The sequence below is a fragment of the Streptomyces brasiliensis genome, from assembly GCF_014647875.1.
GTDB lineage: Bacteria > Actinomycetota > Actinomycetes > Streptomycetales > Streptomycetaceae > Streptomyces > Streptomyces brasiliensis.
In genome coordinates this window covers 79859-102815 of the sequence record NZ_BMQA01000025.1, presented here as the reverse complement: position 1 = coordinate 102815, position 22957 = coordinate 79859, and the positions used below count along the sequence as shown (strand labels likewise).

The window sequence follows — 22957 nt, the reverse complement described above, 5'->3', positions numbered from 1 at the left end:
CTCACGACGATGCGAAGACGCCCTGCGGCAATCACTCTTCCGGGCCGCGTCAACGGGCCGGAGAGGCACAGGAGGTGGTCCGGCGGAGCCAAGTCCGCCGCGACAGCCGCCCATGTCGGACAGTCCGGCAGCCCCGACCAGGGCTGGTCCCCAACCGCCTGCTCACGTTCTTGAGGAGCCCGTCATGCCCCGACCGTTCACCGTCTCCATCCCGCAGGCCGCCCTCGACGAACTGCACCGCCGTCTCGACGACTCCAGGTGGCCCGACATGCTGCCCGGCGTGGGCTGGTCCGCCGGCGCGCCGCTGGACCGGGTGCAGGAGCTGGCGACGTACTGGAGGAACACCTTCGACTGGCGCAGGGCAGAAAAACGTCTCAACGCGCAGCCGCAGTTCACCACCACGATCGACGGAACGAATGTGCACTACGTCCACGTCCGCTCGCCCCGCGCCGACGCGCAGCCGATGCTGCTGATCCACGGCTGGCCGGGCTCGTACCTGGAGTACCTCGACACCATCGGCCCGCTCACCGACCCGGAGGCCCACGGCGGGAGCGCCGAGGACCCCGCGTTCCACGTCGTGCTGCCGTCACTGCCCGGCTACACGTTCTCCGGCCCTGTGCCCGACAGCGGCTGGGGCTCGAAGCGGGTCGCTCGTGCGCTGACGGCCCTGATGACCGAGCTGGGTCACGACCGGTTCCTCGTGCACGGCGGCGACTGGGGCGAGCGGATCGGTCGTGACGTGGCGATCCAGGCACCGGACCGGGTCACCGGAGTGCACCTCACGACGTTCTTCTGTTCCCCTCCGTTCGCCGGCACCGACGGGCTCGACGAGCTGACCGTCGGCGAGCGGGCCATACTCGACGACTACATGTCACGGGACTTCTCGATCGGCTACTTCCACCTGCTCTCCGAGCGCCCGCAGACCGTGGCCTATGGGTGGAGCGACTCCCCCGTCTCCCTGCTCGCGTGGATGGCCGAGAAGTTCGCGGCCTGGACCGACTGGACCGACTCCCCCGACGAGGCGGTTGACGTCGACACCTTCCTCACCAACGTCTCGATGTACTGGCTCACCAACACCGCCAACTCAGCCGGCCGGCTCTACTACGAGCAGGCCCGGACCGGCGAGGCCGGCGTGCCGGACTTCAACGCCACGCCCACCGGCTGCGGTGTCTACCCGCGCGAGATGTCGGTCCCGATCCGCAGGCTCGTCGAGAAGACCAACAACGTCGTCCACTGGACCGAGCACGACCGCGGCGGCCACTTCGCCGCGCTCGAGGAGCCCGACCTGGTGGTCGAGGACCTTCGCGGCTTCGCTCGGGCGCTGTCATGACCGGACCCGTCCAGGCCGTGCGGCGGTGGGCCCGGGAGGTCCATCACGGCACAGGAGTCCCCGCCTCCCGGCCCTACCGCCGTGCCCGGCTGGCCGCGGTCGCACTCCAGGTGGCGCGCGAGAAGCTGGTGGCGCCACTCGCCTACCGGTACGGCGACGTCCCGGCCACGCCCGCCGATGTCACGCCCGAGTGGCTCACGGCAGCGCTGTGCCGCGGCATCCCCGACGCCCGGGTGGAGTGGGCGAAGGCGACCCCGCACTCGGCGGGCAGTTCGACGCGCTGGCAGATCGACCTGCGGTACAACACGGCCGGCGAGAAGGCCGGCCTCCCGCCGACGGTATTCGCGAAGACCACCGCGGCCTACCGGCAGCGGATCATGCTCGGCTTCATCGGCAACATCTCCGGCGAGCCGACCTTCTTCCGCGACTTCCGCCCGCGCCTCGACATCGAAGCGCCGCTCGGCTACTACGGCGCCTTCGACCCGGTGTCATGGCGCTCGATCTCACTGATCGAGGACCTGGTGCGCACCAAGGGTGCGGAGTTCCTGGTGCCGGCCCGCTACGTCACCCGCGACGAGATGACTGGGCTGCTCGACCAGATGGCCACCTGGCACGGCCGGTTCTGGAACTCGCCCGAGGTGCGTCCGCTGGTCAACGCACCCGCGGACTACGTCGGCCGGGCCGGTGACTTCTTCGGCTGGGAGGTCATCGCCCGGCTCGGCGCCGAGCGCGGACGCAGGGTCATCCCGTCCGCCCTCGCCGCCCGGTCCGTCCGCGATCTGAAACCGATGATGGCCGGACTGCGGCTGCTCGGGCGGGGTCCCGTCACACTGCTGCACGGCGACCCGCACATCGGCAACACCTACGTCACCGAGCACGGCCGGATGGGTTTCGCCGACTGGCAGTGCGTGCTTCGCGGCTCGTGGGCGTACGACGTCTCCTACCTGCTCACCGGCGGCCTGACCGTGGAGGACCGGCGCGACTGGGAACGCGATCTGCTGGAGCACTATCTCCACCGGCTCGACGCGGCCGGGGGCGAGCCACCGACGTGGCAGGAGGCCTGGACCGCGTATCGGCGGCAGTCACTGTGGCCGTACTACGCCTGGCTCAGCACCATCGGCCACGGCGCTCTCCAGCCGGACATGCAGCCCGACGAGGTCAGCCTCGACATGGTGGCCAGGACCGCCACCGCAGTCGAGGACCACGAGCCCGTCGCGCTCCTCCGTGAGGCACCGGGTGGGTGAGGTGCGCTCGCGGCTGACTCGCCCCGGCACGGTCCGGGGCGAGTCAGCCGACGGCGACTGTCCTGGTATCGGCTCCGGGAGAGCATGAGGCGGAGTACTGCGCACTTCTGAGGCGGCGCACGTCCCGTCGTCATCGGCCCTGACCCTGCGGGCGCCCGTCCCGCCAGTCCATCGACGGTGGGGCGGGCGTCGCCGTATGCGTTGTCCCAGGCGACGCTCGTGCCCTGCCCTGCCCTGATCGCCCGGGCTGCGGCTCTGCGCGCCCTCGAGGCGGAGTCGTCGTCCGGGGCCGGTTCCAGCACCGCCGTGGCGAGGGCGATGACTTAATCAATCAGCGCTTGGTAATGTGGCGGGGACACGCCTTCCTGCCCCCTCCTCGATGTGGGTCGCAATTTGCATGAACGCGCGGCGGGACGTCGGCGTGCCGCGTGGTCGTCGCATCCACGTGCGGCACAACTCGAATGGAGAGATGTGAGCTCGAAGGAAGTCCTGACCGAACGGATGGGCGCCGTGCTGGTCGTCACGATCAACCGGCCGGAGGCCCGGAACGCGCTGAACCGGAGCGTGGCCGAGGGCATCGCCGAGGCAGCCGACGAACTCGACGCGTCCGAGGAGCTGAGAGCCGCCGTGCTGACGGGGGCCGGCGGAAATTTCTCCGCCGGGATGGACCTCAAGGCCTTCCTGAGGGGTGAGTCTCCGAGCCTGGAAGGCCGGGGGCTGTGCGGCATCACGATGACACCGCCCCGCAAGCCGATGGTGGCCGCCGTGGAGGGCTGGGCGCTGGCGGGGGGATTCGAACTCGCGCTGGCCTGCGACATGGTGGTCGCGGCCGAGACGGCACGGTTCGGTGTGCCCGAGGTGAAGCGCGGTCTCGTCCCGGCCGCCGGCGCCGCACTGCGCCTGCCCAATCGGGTGCCGCACGCGCTGGCTTTGGAGATGCTGCTCACCGGTGAACCGATCGACGCGCCGAGAGCCGCGAAGATCGGCCTGGTCAACCGCGTGACGCGGACCGGCGGCGCGCGAGAGGCCGCTCTGACCCTGGCGCAGAAGGTGGCCGAGAACGGCCCTTTGGCGGTCCTGAGAGCCAAACAGATCGCGAGCGCAGCCCCGGACTGGACAGCGGAGGAGGGCTGGAAGCGCCAGCAGCCGTTCGTCGACGAGGTCTTCGCCTCCGACGATGCCGCCGAAGGGGCACGCGCCTTCGCGGAGAAACGCCTCCCGGTCTGGCGTGGCCGATGACGGCCGACGTTCCGTGGGCATGGCGCCCGGCATCCGTCCCATTGATCGGCAGGAGGAGAAAGTAACGTGGACATCAGGGGATACAGCGCTCTGGTCACGGGAGCGGCGTCCGGGATCGGCGCAGCGGTCGCTCGCCGTCTCGCGGCAGAAGGGGCCCATGTCGTGGTCGCCGACGTGCAACAGGCCAAGGGTCAGGCGTTCGCCGCGGAGATCGGAGGCGTGTTCGCCCCGGTGGACGTGACCGAGACGAGTCAGATCCGCGACGCGGTCGCGGCGGCGACTCGCGTCGCGCCTCTGCGGGCCGTGGTCAACTCCGCCGGGGTCGGCGGAGCCCGGCGGACCATAGGCCGCGACGGTGCCCTCGAATCGGCGCACGACCTCGAGTCATTCACCCGGATCATCGCTATCAACCTGATCGGCACGTTCGACGTCGTTCGCCAGGCGGCCAGTTCCATGAGCACCAACGAGCCGGACTCGGGCGGACAGCGCGGCGCGATCGTCAACATGGCCAGCATCGCGGCCTTCGACGGCCAGATCGGTCAGGCGGCCTATGCCGCCTCGAAGGGAGGCGTGGTCGGCATGACACTTCCGGTGGCCCGCGACCTGGCGGCGGCGGGAATCCGCCTGAACACCGTCGCCCCTGGTCTGATCGACACACCCATCTACGGCGAAGGTCAGGACGCCGAGGTCTTCAAGGAACAGCTGGGCTCCCACGTGCTCTTCCCGAAGCGCCTGGGCCTGCCGGAGGAGCTCGCCCGCGTGGTCCTGGAGTTCCTCACGAACGACTACCTCAATGCCGAGACCGTGCGGGTGGACGGTGGCATCAGGATGCCTCCTCGGTAACGTCCCGAGCCCGGACCCACCGGCTCGCTTCGCGGGTGATCCCTTCCGCTGATCGGGTCGGTGGTGTCCGGGCGCGGGTACGAGATGGTCGCTGGTCGCCCGGCGATTCCGCATTCCGGACCAAACCGCCAAGTGGCCACGAGGAGAGCGTGGTTACGGACGCCGACACAGCGGGCCGCTGCCGGGTGGCCGGAGCCGGCGGTGCTTCCGCCCGCAGCGCCTCGCGACGCACTACGTCCGGAGCGATCCCACCGCGAGACCGGCCGCCATCAGCCGGGGCACCGCACGCCCGGCGGTGGCGAAGCCCGGGCCCGTTCCGACGCCGGCCCGGCGCCGGTGTTCGATGCCGGCCGCGATTGTGCCGATCTTGTAGTAGGCCAGGGCCAGGTGGAAGTCCCAGTGGTCGAGCGCTACGCCGCCCGCCGCCTCGTAGGCCGCCGCCAATGAGGGTGCATCGGGCAACCGGTCACTCGTCCAGGCGCTCGGGGCGCCGAGGATGAGATCGAGGGCTTCGTCCCGGTAGGCGCACATCATGGCCACGTCTGCCACGGGGTCACCGATCGTCGACAGCTCCCAGTCGACAACGGCTGCCACCTCGGGAAGATGACCGTGTCGCAGGATGGTGTTGTCGATGCGGAAGTCGCCGTGCACGATCCCGGTGAAACGCTGCTCCGGGACAGCTGCTGTCAGCCGCCGCTCGAGTTCGGCCGCCGAGGCTCGGATCTCCTCGTCCTCCGGAGCGACCAGATCCCACTGCCCTCGCCAGCGGTACAGCTGTCGTTGTGCGTACGCGTCGGGCCGACCGAAGCGTTCGAGTCCGGCGGCCACATGGTCCACGCGGTGCAGCGCCGCCAACGTCTCCGTCAACGAGGCCATGGCACGGGCCAGCTGCGAGTCGTCGAGGCCGGCCAGGTCGTCGCGCGACTGTATGCTGCGGCCGTCGACGTACTCCACGACCGTGAAGGCACCGCCGAGGACCGACTCGTCCTCGCAGAGGACGACCGGCCGCGCGACGGGTACACCGCTCCCGCGCAGCCCGGACGTCACGCGAAACTCACGTGCCACGTCGTGCGCAGAGGGCGTACGACCCGCACGGGGTGGCGTACGCAGTATCCAGAGGGACGCCCCATCGCTCAGCGAGTAGGTCAGGTTGGACCGCCCGCCGGTGATCAGGGTCGCCTCGAGCGGACCTGCGGGAGCTTCGTCGGCTCCCGCCATGCAACGAGCGACTGCGTCCAGTTCCGCCCGGCTCAGATTGGTCATGTCCCGGCCGACGTGCGCAGGTGGCTCGGTCTTCACGGATGCTCCTTCTGACGGTCGCAGCGGCCTCCGGCCCCGGACCGTGTGGTGGCCGGGGCGGGCCGGGTGTGACGTGATCGTCCCTCTCCACGAACGACCCATTATATCAATTGCCGTTTGGTTTAGCGTAGCATGAGGCCGCCGGACCGCCCGGCCGACCATCCCGGGGGGAGGCGGATACGCGACGGACACCGCACGCGGGCACCGACACATTGCCGTTCTTGCTCCTCGCCCTCTCGGCTCTGGTCCTCTCCTCGCAACAACCGCCCCTCGTCAGCGTTCTCACCGGTATCGAGCGCACGTTCAACATTGCGACGACCCCACGAACAACCGGACAAAGCTCCCTGCACATCGCGGAGAGCGCCGGGCCGGACGCGATCCCGTCCGGCCACGTTCCATGACGCGGCCCTCGAACATGGGCAGCAGTTACCCAAACCACGATGGGTTTTTTCCTTGAGGGAAAGGACAGCCAGTGCTCACGCCGTACGACGAGTTTCCCGTTCACCAGAGCTCCCGGCCGTTCAGCATGGTCCCGTCCACCGACTACGGCTGGGACGACGGCTACTACTTCGGCCTGATGAACCCGGTGGACCGGCAGTTCCTGGACGTCAACTTCCGGGTCAACCCCAACACCGACATGGTCGGCGGCGCAGCCCTACTGGTCGTCGACGACCACCAGTTCGTCGTCCGCACGAACCGCTGCTGGCGTCGTGACTTCGACCTGCGGATCGGACCGCTGCGCCTGGAGAACCTCGAGCCGATGCGGCAGTGGAGGCTGGTCCTGGAGGAGAACGACTCCGGACTCGCCTTCGACGTCCTCTGGCAGGCCGCCACTCCCCCGATCCTGGAGGCGCATCATTACGTGGAACAGCGCGGCCGTGTCACCACCGACCAGTCCCGGTACAACCAGCCCGGCCGCGGCTCGGGGTGGATCAGCTTCCGGGGCAGGACGATCGACGTCACCCCGGAGCGCTGGGGAGCGGCGCGTGACCATTCCTGGGGCCTGTACGTGCAACGCCCGCCCTTCGCGCCGGACCCGTCGCACCTCCCGCCCACCCCACCGCGGAGTCGGCCGCGCGCACTGCGATTCTGGACCATCTTCTCGTTCCCCGATGGTGGACCCGGCGGCTTCTTCCAGGCGAACGAGCTCTCCGACGGCTCCCAGGCAGGGATGACGGACGTTTTCAGCAGTCCCTTCGAAGGGCGCATACACCTCGGGCCCGACGACGAGGGCGTCGACCTGGCCACCTACGAGCACGACATGACCTTCGAGCCGGGGACCCGCCTCCTGCGCACGGCGAGCTTCCGGCTCACGGACGCGGCGGGGGCGACGTGGGAGGTGGACTTCGAGCGGGCCATGATGCCGTGGTCCCCCCGCACCCTCGGCTACTCCGTGGGGAGTTGGCGCGACGGCGGAAACTTCCACTCCTTCCACGGCTCCGAGGAACTGGCTATCGAGTGGGACGAGCCGGTCGACATCTCCGTGCAGCCGATGCCTCCGTTGGCCAACGTTCCCGTCGCTCCCGGGGAGGATCGCTTCCGGATGCGGGCGGACGCCGGCAAGCCGGAGACCGGGACAGTGCTCACCTGCCACGTCGTGCTGCGCTCCCCCGGTGGTCGGAGGTACGACGGCGGCACCTGCCACGTCGACTGCAGCGTGCTGGGGCCCTACCCCCGCTACGGCATTACCGAAGCGACTCCTTGACCGGGCGACCGGTCAGCGCACCTCCCAGCTGTCCGGGCCCTCGATGAGAGCCTGAAGGTCCCCGTCGCCCTTCTGCTCGCGGTCGGCGACCACCTGAGCACGAGCCCGGTCGTCGTACGTGGGGCGCCGGACCGCACGGAAGATGCCGATCGGGGCGCGGGTTATCTCGCCCGACGCCGTCAGCCGCGAAAGCGCGAACGCGACGGTCGGGTCGTCGGCGTGCGCGTTGTGGACCACGATCCGTTCTCTGTTCGCGGGCGTGACGTGGTCGACATGTACCTCGCCGGTGGGTCGGCGGAAGACGCCGAGCCGTCCCTGGCCGTCCTCGGCGGGTGCGCCGAAGCGGACGGGTTCGCCATGGACGAGCGGGATGATCGCGTCGGCGGCGGAGTCACGGTCCTTCAGGACGCCGTAGGCGCCGTCGTTGAAGATGGGGCAGTTCTGGTAGATCTCCACCAGGGAGGTGCCGCGGTGGGCGGCCGCGGCCGACAGCACCGAGGTGAGGTGCTTGCGGTCGGAGTCGACGGTGCGCGCCACGAAAGTGCCCTCGGCTCCCAGGGCGAGGGAGACCGGGTTGAAGGGGTGGTCGACCGAACCCGCGGGAGTGGACTTGGTGATCTTGCCGGTTTCGCTGGTGGGCGAGTACTGCCCCTTGGTGAGTCCGTAGATCCGGTTGTTGAACAGCAGGATCGTCATGTTGACGTTGCGGCGCAGGACGTGAATGAGGTGGTTGCCGCCGATGGACAAGGCATCGCCGTCACCGGTGACGACCCACACCGAGAGGTCCTCGCGGGCGGTGGCGATGCCGGTGGCGATGGCGGGAGCACGGCCGTGGATCGAGTGCATCCCGTAGGTGTCGAGGTAGTAGGGAAACCTCGAGGAGCAGCCGATGCCGGAGACGAAGACGATGTTCTCGCGGCGCAGGCCGAGGCCGGGCAGGAAGCCCTGGACGGCTTTGAGCACCGCGTAGTCGCCGCAGCCGGGGCACCAGCGGACCTCCTGGTCGCTGGTGAAGTCCTTGCCGCTCTGGGGGGCGTCGGCGATCGGGACCAGTGCGGTGCCGCTGTTCCCGTCCGCGAGCGTGGAGACGGGAAGGTCGGTGACCGTCATGAGGCCTCCTGCGAGATCTCGGTGAGGTGGGTCAGCAGCTCCTGCGCGAGCTGCTCGGCGGCGAACGGCATGCCGCGCACGGTGGTGAGGCGCCGTACATCGACCAGATAGCGGTCACGCAGCAGCGTGGCCAGCTGACCCAGGTTCATCTCCGGGCACACCACGCGTTCGTAGGCGGACAGGATGTCGCCCAGATCCGGCGGGAACGGGTTGAGGTGGCGAAGATGCACCTGGGCGATGTCGAGTCCCCGGCGACGCACCTGGCGTACGGCAGCGCCGATCGGGCCGTACGTCGAACCCCAGCCGATGACCAGCACGCGGGCCCGGCCGCCCGGGTCGTCCACTTCGAGGGCGGGAATCGACCTGGCCACCGCGTCGACCTTGGCCTGCCGGCTGCGGACCATGAAGTCGTGGTTGTCGGGGTCATAGGAAATGTCCCCGGTGCCGTCCTTCTTCTCGATGCCACCGATGCGGTGCTCGAGCCCCGCGACACCGGGAGGCGCCCAGGGCCGGGCCAGAGTCTCGGGGGCACGGGCGTAGGGCATGAAGCGCTGCCCGTCGGATGGTGGGGTCGCGAAGCCCGGTTCGATGCGGGGCAGGGACGCCACGTCCGGGAGCCTCCACGGCTCGGAGCCGTTGGCGAGGTAGCCGTCGGAGAGCAGCATCACGGGAGTGCGGTAGGTGACGGCGATGCGCACCGCCTCGACGGCGGCGTCGAAGCAGTCCGCTGGGGACTGTGGCGCGACCACCGGCAGCGGTGCCTCGCCGTTGCGCCCGTACATCGCCTGCAGCAGGTCGGCCTGCTCGGCCTTGGTCGGCAGGCCGGTCGACGGTCCGCCCCGCTGGACGTCGACGATCAGCAGCGGCACCTCGAGCATCACCGCCAGGCCGATGGTCTCCGCCTTGAGTGCCACGCCCGGCCCGGACGTCGTCGTGACGCCGAGCCGACCGCCGTACGCCGCTCCCAGGGCCGCACCGATGGCTGCGATCTCGTCCTCGGCCTGAAAGGCGGTGACTTCGAAGTTCTTTTGTTTGCTCAGCTCGTGGAGGATGTCGGAGGCCGGCGTGATCGGGTAGGCCCCGAGGAACACCGGGAGCCCCGCGAGGCGCCCGGCGGCCACGATGCCGTAGGACAGGGCGGTGTTCCCCGTGATGTTCCGGTAGCGGCCCGGGGCCATGGCGGCCGGTTTGATCCTGTAGGAGACGGCGAACGTCTCGGTGGTCTCGCCGAAGTTCCAGCCGGCGCGCAGTGCGGTGACGTTGGCATCGCGGATCTCAGGCTTCCTCGCGAACTTGGTTTCGAGGTAGGTGACCGTGCCGTCGACCTCGCGGCCGTACAGCCACAACAACAAACCCAGCGCGAACATGTTCTTGGCACGGGCCGCGTCCTTGCGGGAGAGCCCGAACTGCTTGACCGCCTCGACGGTCATCCCGGTGAGGTCGAGTGCGTGGACGGTGAAGGCGGCCAGCGCGTCGTCCTCCAGCGGGCTGGCGGAGTACCCCGCCTTGGCCAGGTTCCGTCCCGTGAAGTCGTGGGTGTCGACGATCACCGTGGCCCCCGGCCGCAGATCCCCGACGTTGGCCTGCAGCGCCGCCGGGTTCATCGCCACCAGGACATCGGGCCGGTCACCGGGGGTCAGGATGTCGTGGTCGGCGAAGTGCATCTGGAAGCTGCTCACGCCGGGGATCGTGCCCTGCGGTGCCCGGATCTCGGCCGGGAAGTTCGGCAGAGTGGAGAGGTCGTTGCCGAAGACGGCCGCCTCCTGGGTGAACCGGTCCCCCACCAGTTGCATGCCGTCGCCGGAGTCGCCGGCGAACCGGATCACCACCCGGTCCAGTTCGGTCACTCGTTCGCTCATCGGGGTGCCTCCAGGTGGGCGCGGACCACGGAGCGGGTGTCATCGGCCCAGCCCTTGTCCGCGGCGTAGGCGATCATCGCGTCGTACCGCTTTCGCCATTCGGCGTCGCGGGGCGTTTGTGCACGGCGCCCGAGTTCGGCGACGTCGAGCCATACGTGTCCGTGTCCGGTGGCCCCCTCGTCGGTGTCCCGGGCCAGGCCGTCTGCCACCAATGCCCGGGGCGTGGCATGGACATCGAGCTCGGTGACGACCGACAGTGCGGTCAGCAGGGAGGGGTCGAGGATGGTGATCCCCTCGGCGGTGACGCGTACCTGCATGACGGCTCCTCTCCTCGTTGCGCGTGGGCGGGCGGCGACGCACCCGTATCAATCATCGTTGGATTATGGTCAAGCCTGTCGCCGTACGAACCCGTCCGATCCGGAGGCCAGTGCGGCCACCGCGGTGTCCCAGAGCCGCTCGGCATTGGCCGGGTCCAGGGCATAGGGGGCCACACCCCCGGAGTAGCCCGGGGAGCGTTCCTCGACGACCCGAGCCGGCCGGCAGTCCTGGTAGTACGCGCCTCCCAGTCCCTCGAGCTCCGGGGCAGTGGCGAGGAGGACCGATGTGGCGGCGCCCTGGGCGACGGACTTCAGGGGCAGACCTGCCGCGTCCCACTGGATGTGCCGCTGCAGTTCGGTGTGGATGATGCCGGGATGAACGCCATTGGCCCGCACGCCGCGGTCGGACCAGCGGTGCGTGATCTCGACGGCGAGCAGTACGTCGGCCGTCTTGGACTGCGCGTATGCCTGCCACGGGTCGTACGGCCGGTACTTGAAATGGAGGTCGTCGAACACCACCGGCGAGCGAAGGTGCGCGGCGGAGCTGAGGCACACCACGCGCGAGCCCGAGGCCTCGGCCAACGGCCTCTCCAGGCCCTGAACCAGCGCGAAGTGACCGAAGAAGTTGGTCGCGAGCTGCTGCTCCCAGCCGTACGGCGTGCGTACCAACTCGGGCAGCGCCATGATTCCGGCGTTGTTGACGAGGATGTGCGCGGGTCCGGTCCAGTCGTCGCTGAACCGACGTACCGAGCGCGGGTCGGCGAGGTCGAGCTCACGCGCCTCGATGCGGTCGTTGCCGGTCTGCCTGCTGAGCCGTGCGGCGATCTCCGCCGCGGCGCCGGTGCGGCGTGCGGCGAGCACGACCCGGGCCCCCGTCAGGGCGAGGGCTCGAGCGGTCTCGGCCCCGATTCCCGAGGTCGCACCGGTCACGATCGCCGTGCGACCCGTGAGGTCGACGCCCTCGACGACCTCGTCGACGGTGGACGCGAACCCGAAACCCTGCAGACGCTCCCCCATGTCAGACATCCGCATCACCCGGTGTCCGAGCGCGCACGGGCTTACGGCCGGCGTCCGTGACCCGCACCGGGAGGCTGCGCAACCCGTGGGAGTTGGTGTGGCCGCCCCACACCACGGGGCCGTCGAGCTCGAGCGGCGGAAGCTCCTCCAGGAGGTACTCGAGGACCGTCCTGAGCTCCAGCCTGGCCAGGCCCTCCCCGAGGCATCGGTGCCGGCCGCTGCCGAACGTGAGGTGTTGGGTCAGGCCCAGGCGGTCGAGGTCGAAGGCGAACGGGTCGGCGAACTTCTCGGGGTCGTAGTTCGCCGCTCCGAAGGCCAGCATCACCTTTTCGCCGGGGCACAACTCCGCGTCCCGCAGGGTCGTCTCGCGCCGCACGGTCCGGGCCATGTTCCAGACCGGCGGGTGCAGCCGCAGGCACTCGTCGATCATCCTCGGCACCAGGCTGGGATCGGTGAGCAGTTTGTCGCGGACACCGGGTTCGGTGATCAGGCGGTAGACCATCGTCCCGATCCCGTCGACCGTGGTGCCGTGGCCCGCCACCACCAGGAGTTGCACCAAGCCGAGCGCCTCGGTGTCCGAGAGGGGCTCACCATCGATTTCGGCGTTGACCAGCTGTCCGAGCAGGTCCTGCGCGGGCCGGCCGCGCCGTACGCGTATCTCTTCCGCCAGGAAGGCCTCGAGCCGTTCGGCCGCGGCCTTGCCCCGTTCGGGGTGGTCGGTGTCGGCGAACGCCGCCATGAACTCCTCACCGAGGTCGTGGATACGCTCCCAGTCCGACCGGATGCCGAGGACGCGGCAGATCACGAGAACCGGAACAGGGCGAGCGAACTCGGTGACCAGGTCGGCGCGGCCCCGCTCGGCCAACGGCGCGAAGCCGTCCGCGACGATCCGGCGGATGTCGGCCTCCCAGGGGCCGAGCGCCTTGGGTGTGAAGTGCGGGAGGACCAGCCTGCGGAACGCCCCATGACGGGGCGGGTCGAGTTCGGCCGGGATCACCGGCATCGACTTGCCGGTCGGCGGGATCATGATGCCGTCGGTGACGGTGAACGTCTCCCAGTCCGCCGAGGCGGTGACGATGTCGGCGTGCTTGAGCAGCGCCCAGAAGCCACCGGATGCCTCGCTCCACGCAACGGGGCACCGGGTCTGCATCTCTGCGAGAGTCTCGAAGAGCTCTCCCGCCAGCTCCGTTCGACGGTTGTCGAGGTCCACGAGATGCCGCTGCCTTCGGTCGTCGGTCACGGATCCTCCTCAATGCGTCGGGCGAGTTAATCTAACAGCGATTGGCTCTGGTGCGGCCGAGTGATGCCTGTCACCCTTGGGCCACAAACCCATCGCTGTAAGGAGCTTGGTGTGTCCTCCACGAACACCCCTGCCTGCGTCCTGATCGAGTACGACGAGGCGGTCGCGACGGTCACACTCAACCGGCCCCGGCAGCGCAACGCGCTCAACTCCCGGCTGATCCAGGAGCTCAGCACGACCATGGCCAGGCTCGCCGGCGACGCAACCGTCCGCGCGGTCGTGCTGACCGGCGCCGGAACCGCCTTCTGTGCCGGACTCGACCTGCGCGAACTGGGAGAGACCGGGGACAACATGCGGCTGGCGGGGCCCTCGGCCGGCGATCACGGGCCGTGGCACCGTCCGGGCAAGCCGGTCATCGGTGCGGTGAACGGCCCGGCGGTCACCGGTGGCCTCGAGATCGTGCTGCACTGCGACTTCGTCATCGCCTCGGAGGAGGCTCGTTTCGGCGACACCCACGCCCGAGTCGGCGTACTGCCCGGCTGGGGCCTCTCCTACCTGCTCCCCCAGGCTGTCGGAGTGCGGCGAGCTCGGGAGATGAGCCTCACCGGGCGCCTGATCGGCGCCCACGAGGCGTTCGCCTGGGGGCTGGTCAACCGGGTCGTCAGGGGTGAAGAGCTCGTCGCCACCGCCCGGGAGACGGCGAATCAGGTCGCCGAACTCGACCCGGAGATCGCCGCCGAGTATCTGGCCCTCTACCGCGACAACGCCGCATCGACTCTCCGCGAGGCGATGCGGCGCGAAAGCTCCCGCTCACTGGCCTGGGCGGACCGCATGTTCCGCCCGGAAAACGTCGCCGCCCGGGCCGATGCGGTCATCGAGCGAGGTCGCGCCCAGAGCTGAGTGAAGACTGGTCCGCAGACGGCAGGCCGAGGTGGCCGCACAGGTTCCGAAGAAACGTGGAGTACCGGCTCACGAAGGCCTCGCGCATCTCCGCCTCGACGTCGGCGTCGGAGTCGAAGTCGCCGTACCACTCGACGAAGGTCTCGTTCGTCCGCGTGACCGGACGGACCCGGATGGTGGCCCGGTAACTGCGTACCGGGAACGGGTTCTCCCCGGGCGGGAAGTCGTAGGAGTACGAGCGGTCGACGGCGTCCATACCGACCAACCGCTCGCGGACGACCTGGCCTCCGTCACGGATCACGAGTCGCCGCACCGCGCCGACGGCCGGTCCCGCGTCGCCCTCGAGCTCGCCCCCGGACAGCTTCTCGACGAAGTCCGCGATGCCCTCGAAGCGGCCCAGCACCGCCCAGACGGTGTCGACCGGCGCGGGCAGGACGTCGCTGACGTAGGCGCGGCTCATGGTTCCTCCAGGGTGATGGTGGTCCGTCCGCGGCGATCGCGCCTGTTCGTGCGTCGACGCGGTCACCGCCCTGCCCCGACCGGCCGGTGCCCGACCGCCGGGAGATTCTGCGGTCCCTGGCCCGGCCGGCCAGACGCCGGCTCTTCGCGCGGGACACCGTCGTATCGGGAATCCCGACCCTGGCGCCACGTGGCGCCGCGGGACAGGTTGCCCCTGGCCACGCACGACATCGCGGACGCGCTCACGCCCGCCGGCCCCTGCGGTACCGCCCAGGTGCTCCGCGGTCCCGACACCTACGGGTGTCAGTGCGTTGTTCCGGTCGGAGTGGGTCGCATGAGTACCTCGGACTCTCGCTTGAACCCCACGACCACCCGGCGCTCGCGGAAGAACCACCGGCCGTCGACGCACGCGAACTCGTCCTCGTAGTCCCCGACAATGGCCGGGCGGGTGTCGACCGCGAGGCCGTCGGCTCTCCGGTCGTCCCGGAGTTCGACGGCGACGGACACACCGAAGGCGTGATCGGCGTCCCGCACGTCGACGGTGACGTTGGTGACGATGTGGCGGGTCACCCGGTCCGTCAGCGCGTCCCGCCTGGCGAAGAAGGCACGCAACTGGTCCCGTCCGACGGCGTCGATCGTGGGGGAACGCCAGGCACCGTCCTCGGTGAAGAGGTCGGCGACGGACACTGCGCTGCCGTGGTCGATTCGGCGGCCGTACTCCACCATCAGCCGCTTGCACTCCTCGATCGCCAGGAGCCGTTCGAGCGGCGACAGATCGTGGACGGTCATGCGTACCTCCATCCTGTCATTCGGGTCGGTCGAGCAGATCGAGCGCCGCGCGGACGACGTGGTCGGTGTCGATGCCGTGCGCGGCGTACAGATCCGGCAGGTCGCCGGACTCACCGAAGCGCGTCACTCCGAGCGTGCGGATGCCGCGCCCACCGGTGTGCGCGGCCAGGAATGCCAGGGTGTGCGGATGGCCGTCGAGCACGGTCACCAGCGCCTGCGGTCGCCGCTGCGGGAACATCTGGTCCAGGATCCAGCTGTCTCCGGGCTCCAGGCCGTCGCGGGCCCGCTGTGCGCGCATCAGCCGGTCCGGGCTGGTGGCCACCACGACGTCCACGTGGTGGCCACCGGCCGCGAGGCGGTCGGCCGCGGCGACCGCCTCGGTCACCATCGCGCCCATGGCCACGATCGCGACCCGCGCGCCTGGCGTGGTGCGCAGCCGGTAGCCGCCCGCGAGCACCTGCCGACGGCGCCGCTCGCGGGCGGCCGCCTCGGTCGGTATCCGCGCCAGCGACTGGTCGACGCGTCGCGTGGACAGCCGCAAGTATGTCGAGTTGCCGCCCTCGCGGCCCAATCGGGACAGGCCGTCGAGCAGGCACCATTCGGCCTCGAGGGCGAAGGCCGGCTCGAAGGCGACACAGCCCGGCTGCTCCAGACCGATCGAGGGTGTGGTGACCGACTGATGGGCGCCGCCCTCGGGTCCCAGAGTGACGCCCGACGGGGTACCGACCAGGATCGACTGTCCCCCGGCATACATCCCGAACGACCAGGGCTCCAGAGCCCGTCCCACGAAGGGGTCGTAGACCACTCCGATCGGGAAGAGCGGGTACCCCCAGCGGCTCCACGTCGCGCCGAGCTCACCCAGGAGCCCGACCAGGTTGACCTCGGCGATGCCGAGTTCGATGTGCTGGCCGGTGGGTCGCTCCGACCAGCGCAGCAGGGTTTCGGCGTCGTCGGCGAACCAGTCGCGCTTCGCCGTGCTGGACCACGTGCCGGCCTTGTTGAGCCACCCTCCGAGGTTGGTGCTGGAGGCGACGTCGGGTGCAACCGTGACCACCCGAGCCGCCACGTCCGGCGCGGACCGGCTCAGGTCGAGCAGGGTGCGCCCGAGTGCCTGCTGCGTCGACGCACGTCCGTTCGGGGTCCGGCCAAGGTCCGTCGGTACGACCGGAGGTGCCGAGGGCACCAACGGCGGCCGGGCAAGTCGGGCCGCGACCGCGGCGCAGTGCCGTCCTTCGGCGCTGTCCTCGGGGAAGGCGGCCCAGGGATCGGCCGGGTCGGCCCCGGTGCGCACGGCCAGATCGCGCAGTTGCTCGGAGGTCAGCAGGTTCGAGTGGTTCTGGGGGTGTCCCGCACTGGCCAGCCCGTAGCCCTTGACCGTGTAGGCGAAGACGACGGTGGGACGTGTGTCGTCGATCCGGTCGAAGGCGTCGAGGACTGCGGGCAGATCGTGCCCGCCGAGGTCGCGGATGGCCTCGACCAGGGTGGCGTCGTCGATGCCCGCGATGACAGTCTCCACCGCGTCGGCGCCGGCCCCGATGCCGGGCAGGCGGCGGCGCAGTTCGCCGGCGTCGCAGCGGAGAAGCCGCTGGTACTCCGGGTTGGGCATCTCGTCGATCCGGCGCTCCAGAGCGTCGCCGCCCGGCAGGTCGATGAGGGCCTGCAGTTTCCGCCCGTACTTGACGGTCAGTACCTGCCACCCGGCCGCGTCGAACATCTGCTGCAGCCGACCGACGGCGATGTCGGGCACCACACGATCCAGGGACTGGCGGTTGAGGTCCACGATCCATACGACTTCGCCGAGTTCTGCCGTGGCGGGATCGAGGACGGCCTCCCAGACCGCTCCCTCGTCGAGTTCGGCGTCGCCGACGAGCGAGTACTGCCGTCCACGGCGCCGGGTTCCGGTGCGGTCGTCGACGTAGCGGCCGGCCACCGCGCCCCAGATCGGCGCGGTCGCCCCGATCCCCACCGAGCCCGTCGAGTAGTCGACCGGGTCCGGATCCTTGGTCCGGCTCGGATAGCTCTGCAGTCCGCCGTACTCCCGCAGGCGGGTGAGATACGACGGGTCCAGCCACCCCAGCAGGTAGTTGATGGCGTGCAGGACCGGCGAGGCGTGCGGCTTGACCGACACCCGGTCCTCGGCGGTCAGACGACCGAACCAGAGCGCCGTCATGATGCTGACCATCGAGGCGCTGGAGGCCTGGTGGCCGCCGACCTTGAGCCCGGACCGGTTCGGACGTCCGCGGTTGGCGTGGTCGATCATCGCCGTCGCCAGCCACAGGGTGCGGCGCTCGAGCGACTCCAGGACCGTCAGTTCGTCCGCCGGCCCGTTGCCACTCGCCGAGGTTGCCTGCAGGAGCGGCCCGCGGTCGGCCGCGGCACCCGCCGGTGGCGAGGGGTGGGTTCTGATGGGGGTCATCAGTGTCTCCCGGTCACTCGTCGCTCAGCCGACGAAGGGTCGTTCCCGTCGCAGTTCCTCGCGGGCGACGGTGCGCCGGTGCACGGCATCGGGCCCGTCGACGATCCGCAGCACCCGCGCCCACGCGTAGAAGTAGGCGAGTGGCAGGTCGTCGCTCACGCCGGCGCCCCCGAAGACCTCGATCGCCCGGTCGACGACCCGGGTGGCGACGGCAGGTGCGACCACCTTGATCTGGGAGACCTCCCCGCGTGCCGCCTTCGCTCCGCGCTGGTCGATCAGCCGGGCCGTGTGCTGCACCAGCAGCCGGGCCTGGTCGATATCCATCCGGGAGTCGGCGATCAGCTGCTGGACCACGGGGTTGTCGGCCAGCCGCTGCCCGAACGCGACCCGTTCCCCGGCGCGCCGAACCATCAGGGCCAGGGCCCTCTCGGCCATGCCCAGCGCCCGCATCGCGTGGTGGATCCGGCCGGGGCCGAGCCTGGCCTGGGCGATGGTGAACCCGTCGCCCTCGCCGGCGAGGAGGTTCGCGGCCGGCACCCGCACAGCGTCGAAGACCAGCTCCGAATGGCCGTGCTGGTCCTGGTAGCCGAAGATCGGCAGGTGTCGCTCGATCGTGAGGCCGGGCGCGCCGCGCGGCACCAACACCATCGACTGCTGACGGTGCGTAGGCGCGGTGGGGTCGGTCTTCCCCATCACGATGAAGACCTGGCAGCGCTCGTCCGCCGAGCCGCTGATCCACCACTTTCGCCCGGTGATGACGTAGTGGTCGCCCCCCCGCACGATCCTGGTGGAGATGTTGGTGGCGTCGGAGGAGGCCACGCCGGGCTCGGTCATCGCGAATGCCGAGCGGATCTCTCCCGCGAGGAGGGGTTCGAGCCACTTCTTCTTCTGCTCGTCGGTACCGAAGAGGGCCAGTGTCTCCATGTTGCCGGTGTCCGGAGCCTGGCAGTTGATCGCCTCGGGCGCTATCACGGGCGACCACCCGGTGATCTCGGCGATGGGAGCGTACTCGGCGTTCGACAGACCGGAGACCGCGGGGAGGAAGAGGTTCCACAGCCCGCGATCACGGGCGGACGCCTTCAGCTTCTCCATCACCGGCGGGTAGCTGTGCTCGCCGTGCTCGCGCAGATGGGCCGCCCAGACCGGTTCGGCCGGGAAGACCTCCTCGCGCATGAAGTCCCACATGCGTTCCTGCAGGGAAGTGCTCATGAATTGCGCTCCTAGTGGCCGGACATGCCGCCGTCGACGGGCAGCGTGATGCCGGTGACGTACGTCGAAGCGTCGCCGGCGAGGAACACCACGACGCCGTCGAGTTCGTGCGGCTCGCCCAGCCGCTTCAGCGATGTGCTGTGCTCCAGGAACTCGGCGAGCGCCGGACGGGGAATCGGTTCGGTCATGTCCGTGGCGAAGTAGCCCGGGGCGATCGCGTTGACCCGGATGCCCTTGCGGCCCGACCACTGCTGGGCGAGGTCGCGGGTGAGGCCGACCAGGCCGGCCTTGCTGGCGACGTAGGCCGCCTGCGGGGCGAAGGGCTTCACCAGCGCAAGCGCGCTCGCGACGTTGATGATGCTCGACCCGGGCCGCATCACCCGGGCGCACGACTGGGCCATCCAATAGGCGCCCATGAGGTTCACGTCGACGACGCGCCGGAACTCCTCCGGGGTCTCGCGCAGGGCGGGAACGGCCGTGCCGACGCCGGCGTTGTTCACGAGCACGTCGACGGCACCGAATTCGGCGACGGCGCGGTCGACGACCGCGGCACAGTCGTCCGGGGACACGATGTCGCAGCGCACCGGCAGCGCACGCACCCCAGACTTCTCTGCCTCCTGGGCGATCGCCTGGAGGCGGTCGACCCGGCGGGCGGCGAGGACCACATCCGCCCCGGCCGCGGCCAAAGCGCGGGCGAAACCAGCCCCGAGCCCGGAACTCGCACCGGTGACGATCGCGACCTTGCCGGTCAGGGAGAACTGTTCGACGCCGGTCCTCGGCGCCGACTGGCCGCTCGCCATCAGATCCGCTCGACCAGAGTCGCGTTGGCCATTCCTCCGCCTTCGCACATGGTGATCACACCACGTCGGCCTCCCGTGGCCTCGAGGTGGCCGAGCAGGGTGGCGAGGATCCGCGTGCCCGATGCGCCCATCGGGTGGCCGAGGGCGATAGCGCCGCCACGCGGGTTGATCTTCGTCAGGTCTACGCCGAGCTCGCGGGCCCAGACCAGTGGTACGGGCGCGAACGCCTCGTTGACCTCGAAGGCGTCGATGTCGTCGACCGTGAGGCCGGCACGGTCGAGCAGGCGTTGCGTGGCCGGGATGACTCCGGTGAGCATCAGCAGGGGATCGCTGCCCGTGACGGCGAAGCCGGTGAGCCGTGCCCGGGGTGTGAGGCCCAGTGCCGCGGCCTTCGCCTCGCTCATCACCAGGGCGGCGGAGGCTCCGTCGGTGAGGGGCGAGGAGTTGCCCGGCGTGATGTGCCACCCGATCTCGGGGAAGCGCTCCCCCAGCGCGGCATCCTGGAACGAGGGACGTAGGCCTGCCAGTTGCTCGACGGTGGTGCCGGGCCGCACGGTCTCGTCGGCGGTCAACTCCCCGAGGGGCACGATCTCTTGGGCGAAGCCTCCGGCGCGGGCGCAGGCCGCGGCCAGTTCGTGGGAGCGTGCCGCGAACTCGTCCAGTTCCCGCCGGTCGAGCTTCCAGCGTCCCGCGATGATCTCGGCCGAGACGCCCTGGCCGACCAGACCTTCGGGGTAGCGACGCGTCAGGGGCGCGAACGGCTTGCCGTCGCGGCCCGGGAATCCGAGCGGCACCCGGCTCATGGACTCCACACCGCCCGCGACCGCCACGTCGTAGGCACCGCTCATCACACCCTGGGCCGCGAAATGCAGTGCTTGTTGCGAGGAGCCGCACTGACGGTCGACGGTCGTGGCCGGCACGGACTCCGGGTAACCTGCGGCGAGCAGTGCGGTGCGGGCCACATTGGTGGCCTGGTCTCCCGCCTGCCCGACACAGCCGGCGATCACGTCGTCGATCTGCGTCGGCTCGATCCCGGTGCGCTCGACCAAGGCCGCGAGCGTCGTGGCCAGCAGGTCCGCCGGGTGCTTTCCGGACAGGGCGCCGCCAGGCTTGCCACGGCCGGAGGGGGTACGCACCGCGTCGACGACGACGGCAGGAGACAACGATGGCATGGATTTCTCCTGGGTGGGACGGTGAGGGCGGAGCCAGGGCGACGGGACCGGGTCAGGCGTCCGCGAGCTGTGGGATGACCTTGCTGCCGAAGAGCTCGATGGCGCTGAACAACTCCTTCTCCGGCATACCGCCCATGTCCATGTAGGCAAGGTGCGTGGTGACCTTGAGCTGCTCGCTCAGCCGCGAGATCCGGTCGACGACCTCGTCCGGGCTGCCGACGATGGCCGGGCCCTTGGTCGTGAGCCACTCGAAGTTGAAGGGGCGCTGGTTCTGCTTGGGGATCGAGGGGTTGACCACGCCGAGCAGCTCGTTCATCCAGGCGTGGTAGGCGCGGTACCGCGGTTCCCACTGTGCCCGCGCCGACTGACTGTCGGAACCGACCCAGACGTGCCAGCCGGCACCGATTTCCGGCTGCCAGTCGTGACCGCATTGCTCCCAGGTGGCGAGGTAGTGGTCCACCACCTTGACGAAGAAGGACGGATCGCCGAAGGCGCTGGGGAGCATCAGCTTCCACCCGAGGCGAGCGGCGAGTTCCACGGACTCCAGGGAGCTGCCGCCGCCGATCCACATGCAGTCGCGGGCTCGCTGGATCGGAGCGGGCTGCAGTGCCTCGCCGTTGATCGACGCCCGGAACCGGCCGGACCAGTGCACCGGGTCCCCGGTCCAGAGTTTGTCGACGAGTTCGGCGTTCTCCTTGAAGCGGGCCGCGGACTCGTCCAGGCTCTGGCCGAAGAGGGTGTAGGTCGAGGCGAAGAAGTTGCCCCGCCCGTGCACCACGTCGACCCGCCCGTCCGACAGGACGTCGACCGTGGCGTAGTCCTCGGCGATGCGCAGCGCGTCGAGGTTGGCGAGCAGGGTGACGGCGGTGCCGAGGCGCAGTGTGGTGGTGCGCTCTGCGATGGCGCCGAGCACGACGGGCGGAGCCGAGTAGATGTACTCGATCCCGTGGTGCTCGCCCATATTGATGCCGTTGAAGCCGGCCGACTCGGCGAGGGCCGCCATCTCGGGAAACATCTTGTAGCGGCGCGCGTTGGTGCTCCGCACACCGGTCACGGGGTCGGTGACGAGATCACCCAGCGACATCAGGTTGAACTTCATGGAGCCTCTTTCACGTCAGGCCGACAGGGCGTACGGCAACGAGCCTTGCTGCCCATTAATCTAACACCCTTAGATTAATGGGTCAATCGTCGAGGAAAGCGCGGATCGCCTTCACGAAAGCGTCGTTGCGGTCACCGACGACCATGTGGCCCGCACCATCGAGCGTGACCGCGCGGGCCGTGGGCATCACCGCGAGGAACTCGCCCACCTCGTCCTCCCGCACGACGTCGCTGGCACCGCCCGCGACCAGCAGCGTGGGCACAGTGACCGACTTCGCGGCGGCGACCGCCTCGTCCGGCCAGACCAGCGGGTTCTGCCCCTCGTTGCCCTCCGGGAGGATCGCGGGGTCCCAGTGCCACCGCCACCGTCCGTCAGCACCGAGGCGCACGTTGCGGTGCAGGTTCTGTTGACCCGAACGCCGTTTGCCCGGGTTGTAGTCGGCGACGGCCTCCGCGGCCTCCGCGAGGGTCTCGAACCCGTCGAGGTGTGCCGTCATGAAGCGCTTGATGCGTTCGATGCCGGCCGGGTGCGGCCGGGGCGTAATGTCGACCAGCACCAGCCGGTCGGTCAGATCGGAACGCCGGGCCAGCCCCATGAGCGCCGTCATACCGCCGAGGGATGCGCCGGCCACGCAGGCCGGGCGGCCCCTGCCCAGCTGGTCCAGGACGCATTCGAGGTCGTCGATGTACCGCTCGATGGAATAGTCCTGATCCCCGGCCCAGTCGCTCTCGCCGTGCCCCCGCGCGTCATAGGTCAGGGTCGTCCAGCCGTCACCCGCGAGGGTCTCGGCCGCGCGGCTCCAGGAATGCCGGGTCTGGCCTCCCCCGTGCAGCAGGACGACCAGTCCGCGCGCGGTGGCGGGCATGGCCGGTTCACGGACGTCGGCCACGATCCTTCCAGCTCCACCGCG

At 69.9% G+C, this 22957-nt stretch carries 20 protein-coding genes; 6 read left to right on the top strand and 14 right to left on the bottom strand.

The genetic code is table 11. From position 1 onward, the window contains the following. Nucleotides 1-184 precede the first annotated feature (184 nt). The 4 genes from IEZ19_RS29980 to IEZ19_RS29965 all read left to right on the top strand — a co-directional run bounded on the left by IEZ19_RS29980 (nucleotide 185) and on the right by IEZ19_RS29965 (nucleotide 4656). Nucleotides 185-1330 (top strand): epoxide hydrolase family protein, encoded by a 1146-nt coding sequence (locus IEZ19_RS29980; RefSeq protein WP_189314442.1) that lies wholly within the window; start codon nucleotides 185-187, stop codon nucleotides 1328-1330. Continuing rightward, on the top strand, nucleotides 1327-2574 hold the full coding sequence (locus tag IEZ19_RS29975; protein WP_189314441.1) for a phosphotransferase: 1248 nt from the start codon (nucleotides 1327-1329) through the stop codon (nucleotides 2572-2574). The genes IEZ19_RS29980 and IEZ19_RS29975 overlap by 4 nt, the downstream gene beginning before the upstream one ends. A 471-nt stretch (nucleotides 2575-3045) precedes the next feature. Then, a complete protein-coding gene (locus IEZ19_RS29970; protein WP_189314440.1) occupies nucleotides 3046-3813 on the top strand; it encodes a crotonase/enoyl-CoA hydratase family protein in 768 nt (255 codons plus the stop codon). A 66-nt stretch (nucleotides 3814-3879) separates the two neighbouring features. Next, nucleotides 3880-4656: an SDR family NAD(P)-dependent oxidoreductase gene (locus IEZ19_RS29965; protein ID WP_189314439.1), complete on the top strand. Its 777-nt coding sequence runs from the start codon at nucleotides 3880-3882 to the stop codon at nucleotides 4654-4656. A 231-nt stretch (nucleotides 4657-4887) separates the two neighbouring features. Here IEZ19_RS29965 and IEZ19_RS29960 read toward each other — a convergent pair whose 3' ends face one another. Then, nucleotides 4888-5955: a phosphotransferase family protein gene (locus IEZ19_RS29960; RefSeq protein ID WP_229841009.1), complete on the bottom strand. Its 1068-nt coding sequence runs from the start codon at nucleotides 5953-5955 to the stop codon at nucleotides 4888-4890. A gap of 472 nt (nucleotides 5956-6427) precedes the next feature. Between IEZ19_RS29960 and IEZ19_RS29955 the strand changes: the two genes are divergently transcribed. After that, nucleotides 6428-7660, top strand: a complete 1233-nt coding sequence (locus IEZ19_RS29955) for an Rv3169 family protein (protein ID WP_189314438.1) — start codon at nucleotides 6428-6430, stop codon at nucleotides 7658-7660. Nucleotides 7661-7672: 12 nt separating this feature from the next. On the opposite strand, the gene IEZ19_RS29950 is transcribed toward IEZ19_RS29955, so the two are convergent. The 5 genes from IEZ19_RS29950 to IEZ19_RS29930 form a co-directional block, all read right to left on the bottom strand. Beyond that, a complete protein-coding gene (locus IEZ19_RS29950) occupies nucleotides 7673-8770 on the bottom strand; it encodes a 2-oxoacid:ferredoxin oxidoreductase subunit beta (RefSeq protein ID WP_189314437.1) in 1098 nt (365 codons plus the stop codon). Continuing rightward, nucleotides 8767-10629 carry a 2-oxoacid:acceptor oxidoreductase subunit alpha gene (locus tag IEZ19_RS29945; protein ID WP_189314436.1) on the bottom strand — a complete coding sequence of 621 codons (1863 nt, stop codon included), beginning with the start codon at nucleotides 10627-10629 and terminating at the stop codon, nucleotides 8767-8769. The genes IEZ19_RS29950 and IEZ19_RS29945 overlap by 4 nt, the downstream gene beginning before the upstream one ends. Beyond that, complete coding sequence (locus IEZ19_RS29940) at nucleotides 10626-10946, bottom strand: hypothetical protein (protein ID WP_189314435.1); 321 nt, start codon at nucleotides 10944-10946, stop codon at nucleotides 10626-10628. Before IEZ19_RS29940 ends, IEZ19_RS29945 begins: the two co-directional genes overlap by 4 nt. Nucleotides 10947-11015: 69 nt before the next feature. Further along, a complete protein-coding gene (locus tag IEZ19_RS29935; RefSeq protein ID WP_189314434.1) occupies nucleotides 11016-11963 on the bottom strand; it encodes an SDR family NAD(P)-dependent oxidoreductase in 948 nt (315 codons plus the stop codon). 1 nt (nucleotide 11964) lies between these two features. Beyond that, nucleotides 11965-13203, bottom strand: coding sequence for a cytochrome P450 (locus IEZ19_RS29930; protein ID WP_189314433.1), 1239 nt, complete (start codon nucleotides 13201-13203; stop codon nucleotides 11965-11967). 111 nt (nucleotides 13204-13314) lie between these two features. Between IEZ19_RS29930 and IEZ19_RS29925 the strand changes: the two genes are divergently transcribed. After that, entirely contained in the window at nucleotides 13315-14103 is a 789-nt protein-coding gene (locus tag IEZ19_RS29925) for an enoyl-CoA hydratase (protein ID WP_229841007.1), read from the top strand. On the opposite strand, the gene IEZ19_RS29920 is transcribed toward IEZ19_RS29925, so the two are convergent. From IEZ19_RS29920 to IEZ19_RS29885, 8 genes are all read right to left on the bottom strand, one after another. Further along, the gene (locus tag IEZ19_RS29920) at nucleotides 14075-14563 is read right to left on the bottom strand and encodes an SRPBCC family protein (protein WP_189314431.1); all 489 of its coding nucleotides are present in this window, start codon (nucleotides 14561-14563) and stop codon (nucleotides 14075-14077) included. The genes IEZ19_RS29925 and IEZ19_RS29920 overlap by 29 nt on opposite strands. A gap of 302 nt (nucleotides 14564-14865) precedes the next feature. Continuing rightward, nucleotides 14866-15351, bottom strand: a complete 486-nt coding sequence (locus IEZ19_RS29915) for a nuclear transport factor 2 family protein (RefSeq protein WP_189314430.1) — start codon at nucleotides 15349-15351, stop codon at nucleotides 14866-14868. Between the two features lie 16 nt (nucleotides 15352-15367). After that, the gene (locus IEZ19_RS29910; RefSeq protein ID WP_189314429.1) at nucleotides 15368-17767 is read right to left on the bottom strand and encodes a thiamine pyrophosphate-binding protein; all 2400 of its coding nucleotides are present in this window, start codon (nucleotides 17765-17767) and stop codon (nucleotides 15368-15370) included. 24 nt (nucleotides 17768-17791) lie between these two features. Next, the gene (locus tag IEZ19_RS29905) at nucleotides 17792-18976 is read right to left on the bottom strand and encodes an acyl-CoA dehydrogenase family protein (RefSeq protein WP_189314428.1); all 1185 of its coding nucleotides are present in this window, start codon (nucleotides 18974-18976) and stop codon (nucleotides 17792-17794) included. Nucleotides 18977-18987: 11 nt separating this feature from the next. Continuing rightward, entirely contained in the window at nucleotides 18988-19776 is a 789-nt protein-coding gene (locus tag IEZ19_RS29900) for an SDR family NAD(P)-dependent oxidoreductase (RefSeq protein ID WP_189314427.1), read from the bottom strand. Beyond that, nucleotides 19776-20939 (bottom strand): thiolase family protein, encoded by a 1164-nt coding sequence (locus IEZ19_RS29895; protein WP_189314466.1) that lies wholly within the window; start codon nucleotides 20937-20939, stop codon nucleotides 19776-19778. The genes IEZ19_RS29900 and IEZ19_RS29895 overlap by 1 nt, the downstream gene beginning before the upstream one ends. Before the next feature lie 61 nt (nucleotides 20940-21000). After that, nucleotides 21001-22047, bottom strand: a complete 1047-nt coding sequence (locus tag IEZ19_RS29890; RefSeq protein WP_189314426.1) for an LLM class flavin-dependent oxidoreductase — start codon at nucleotides 22045-22047, stop codon at nucleotides 21001-21003. 82 nt (nucleotides 22048-22129) lie between these two features. After that, nucleotides 22130-22936 (bottom strand): alpha/beta fold hydrolase, encoded by an 807-nt coding sequence (locus tag IEZ19_RS29885; protein WP_189314425.1) that lies wholly within the window; start codon nucleotides 22934-22936, stop codon nucleotides 22130-22132. Nucleotides 22937-22957 lie beyond the last annotated feature (21 nt).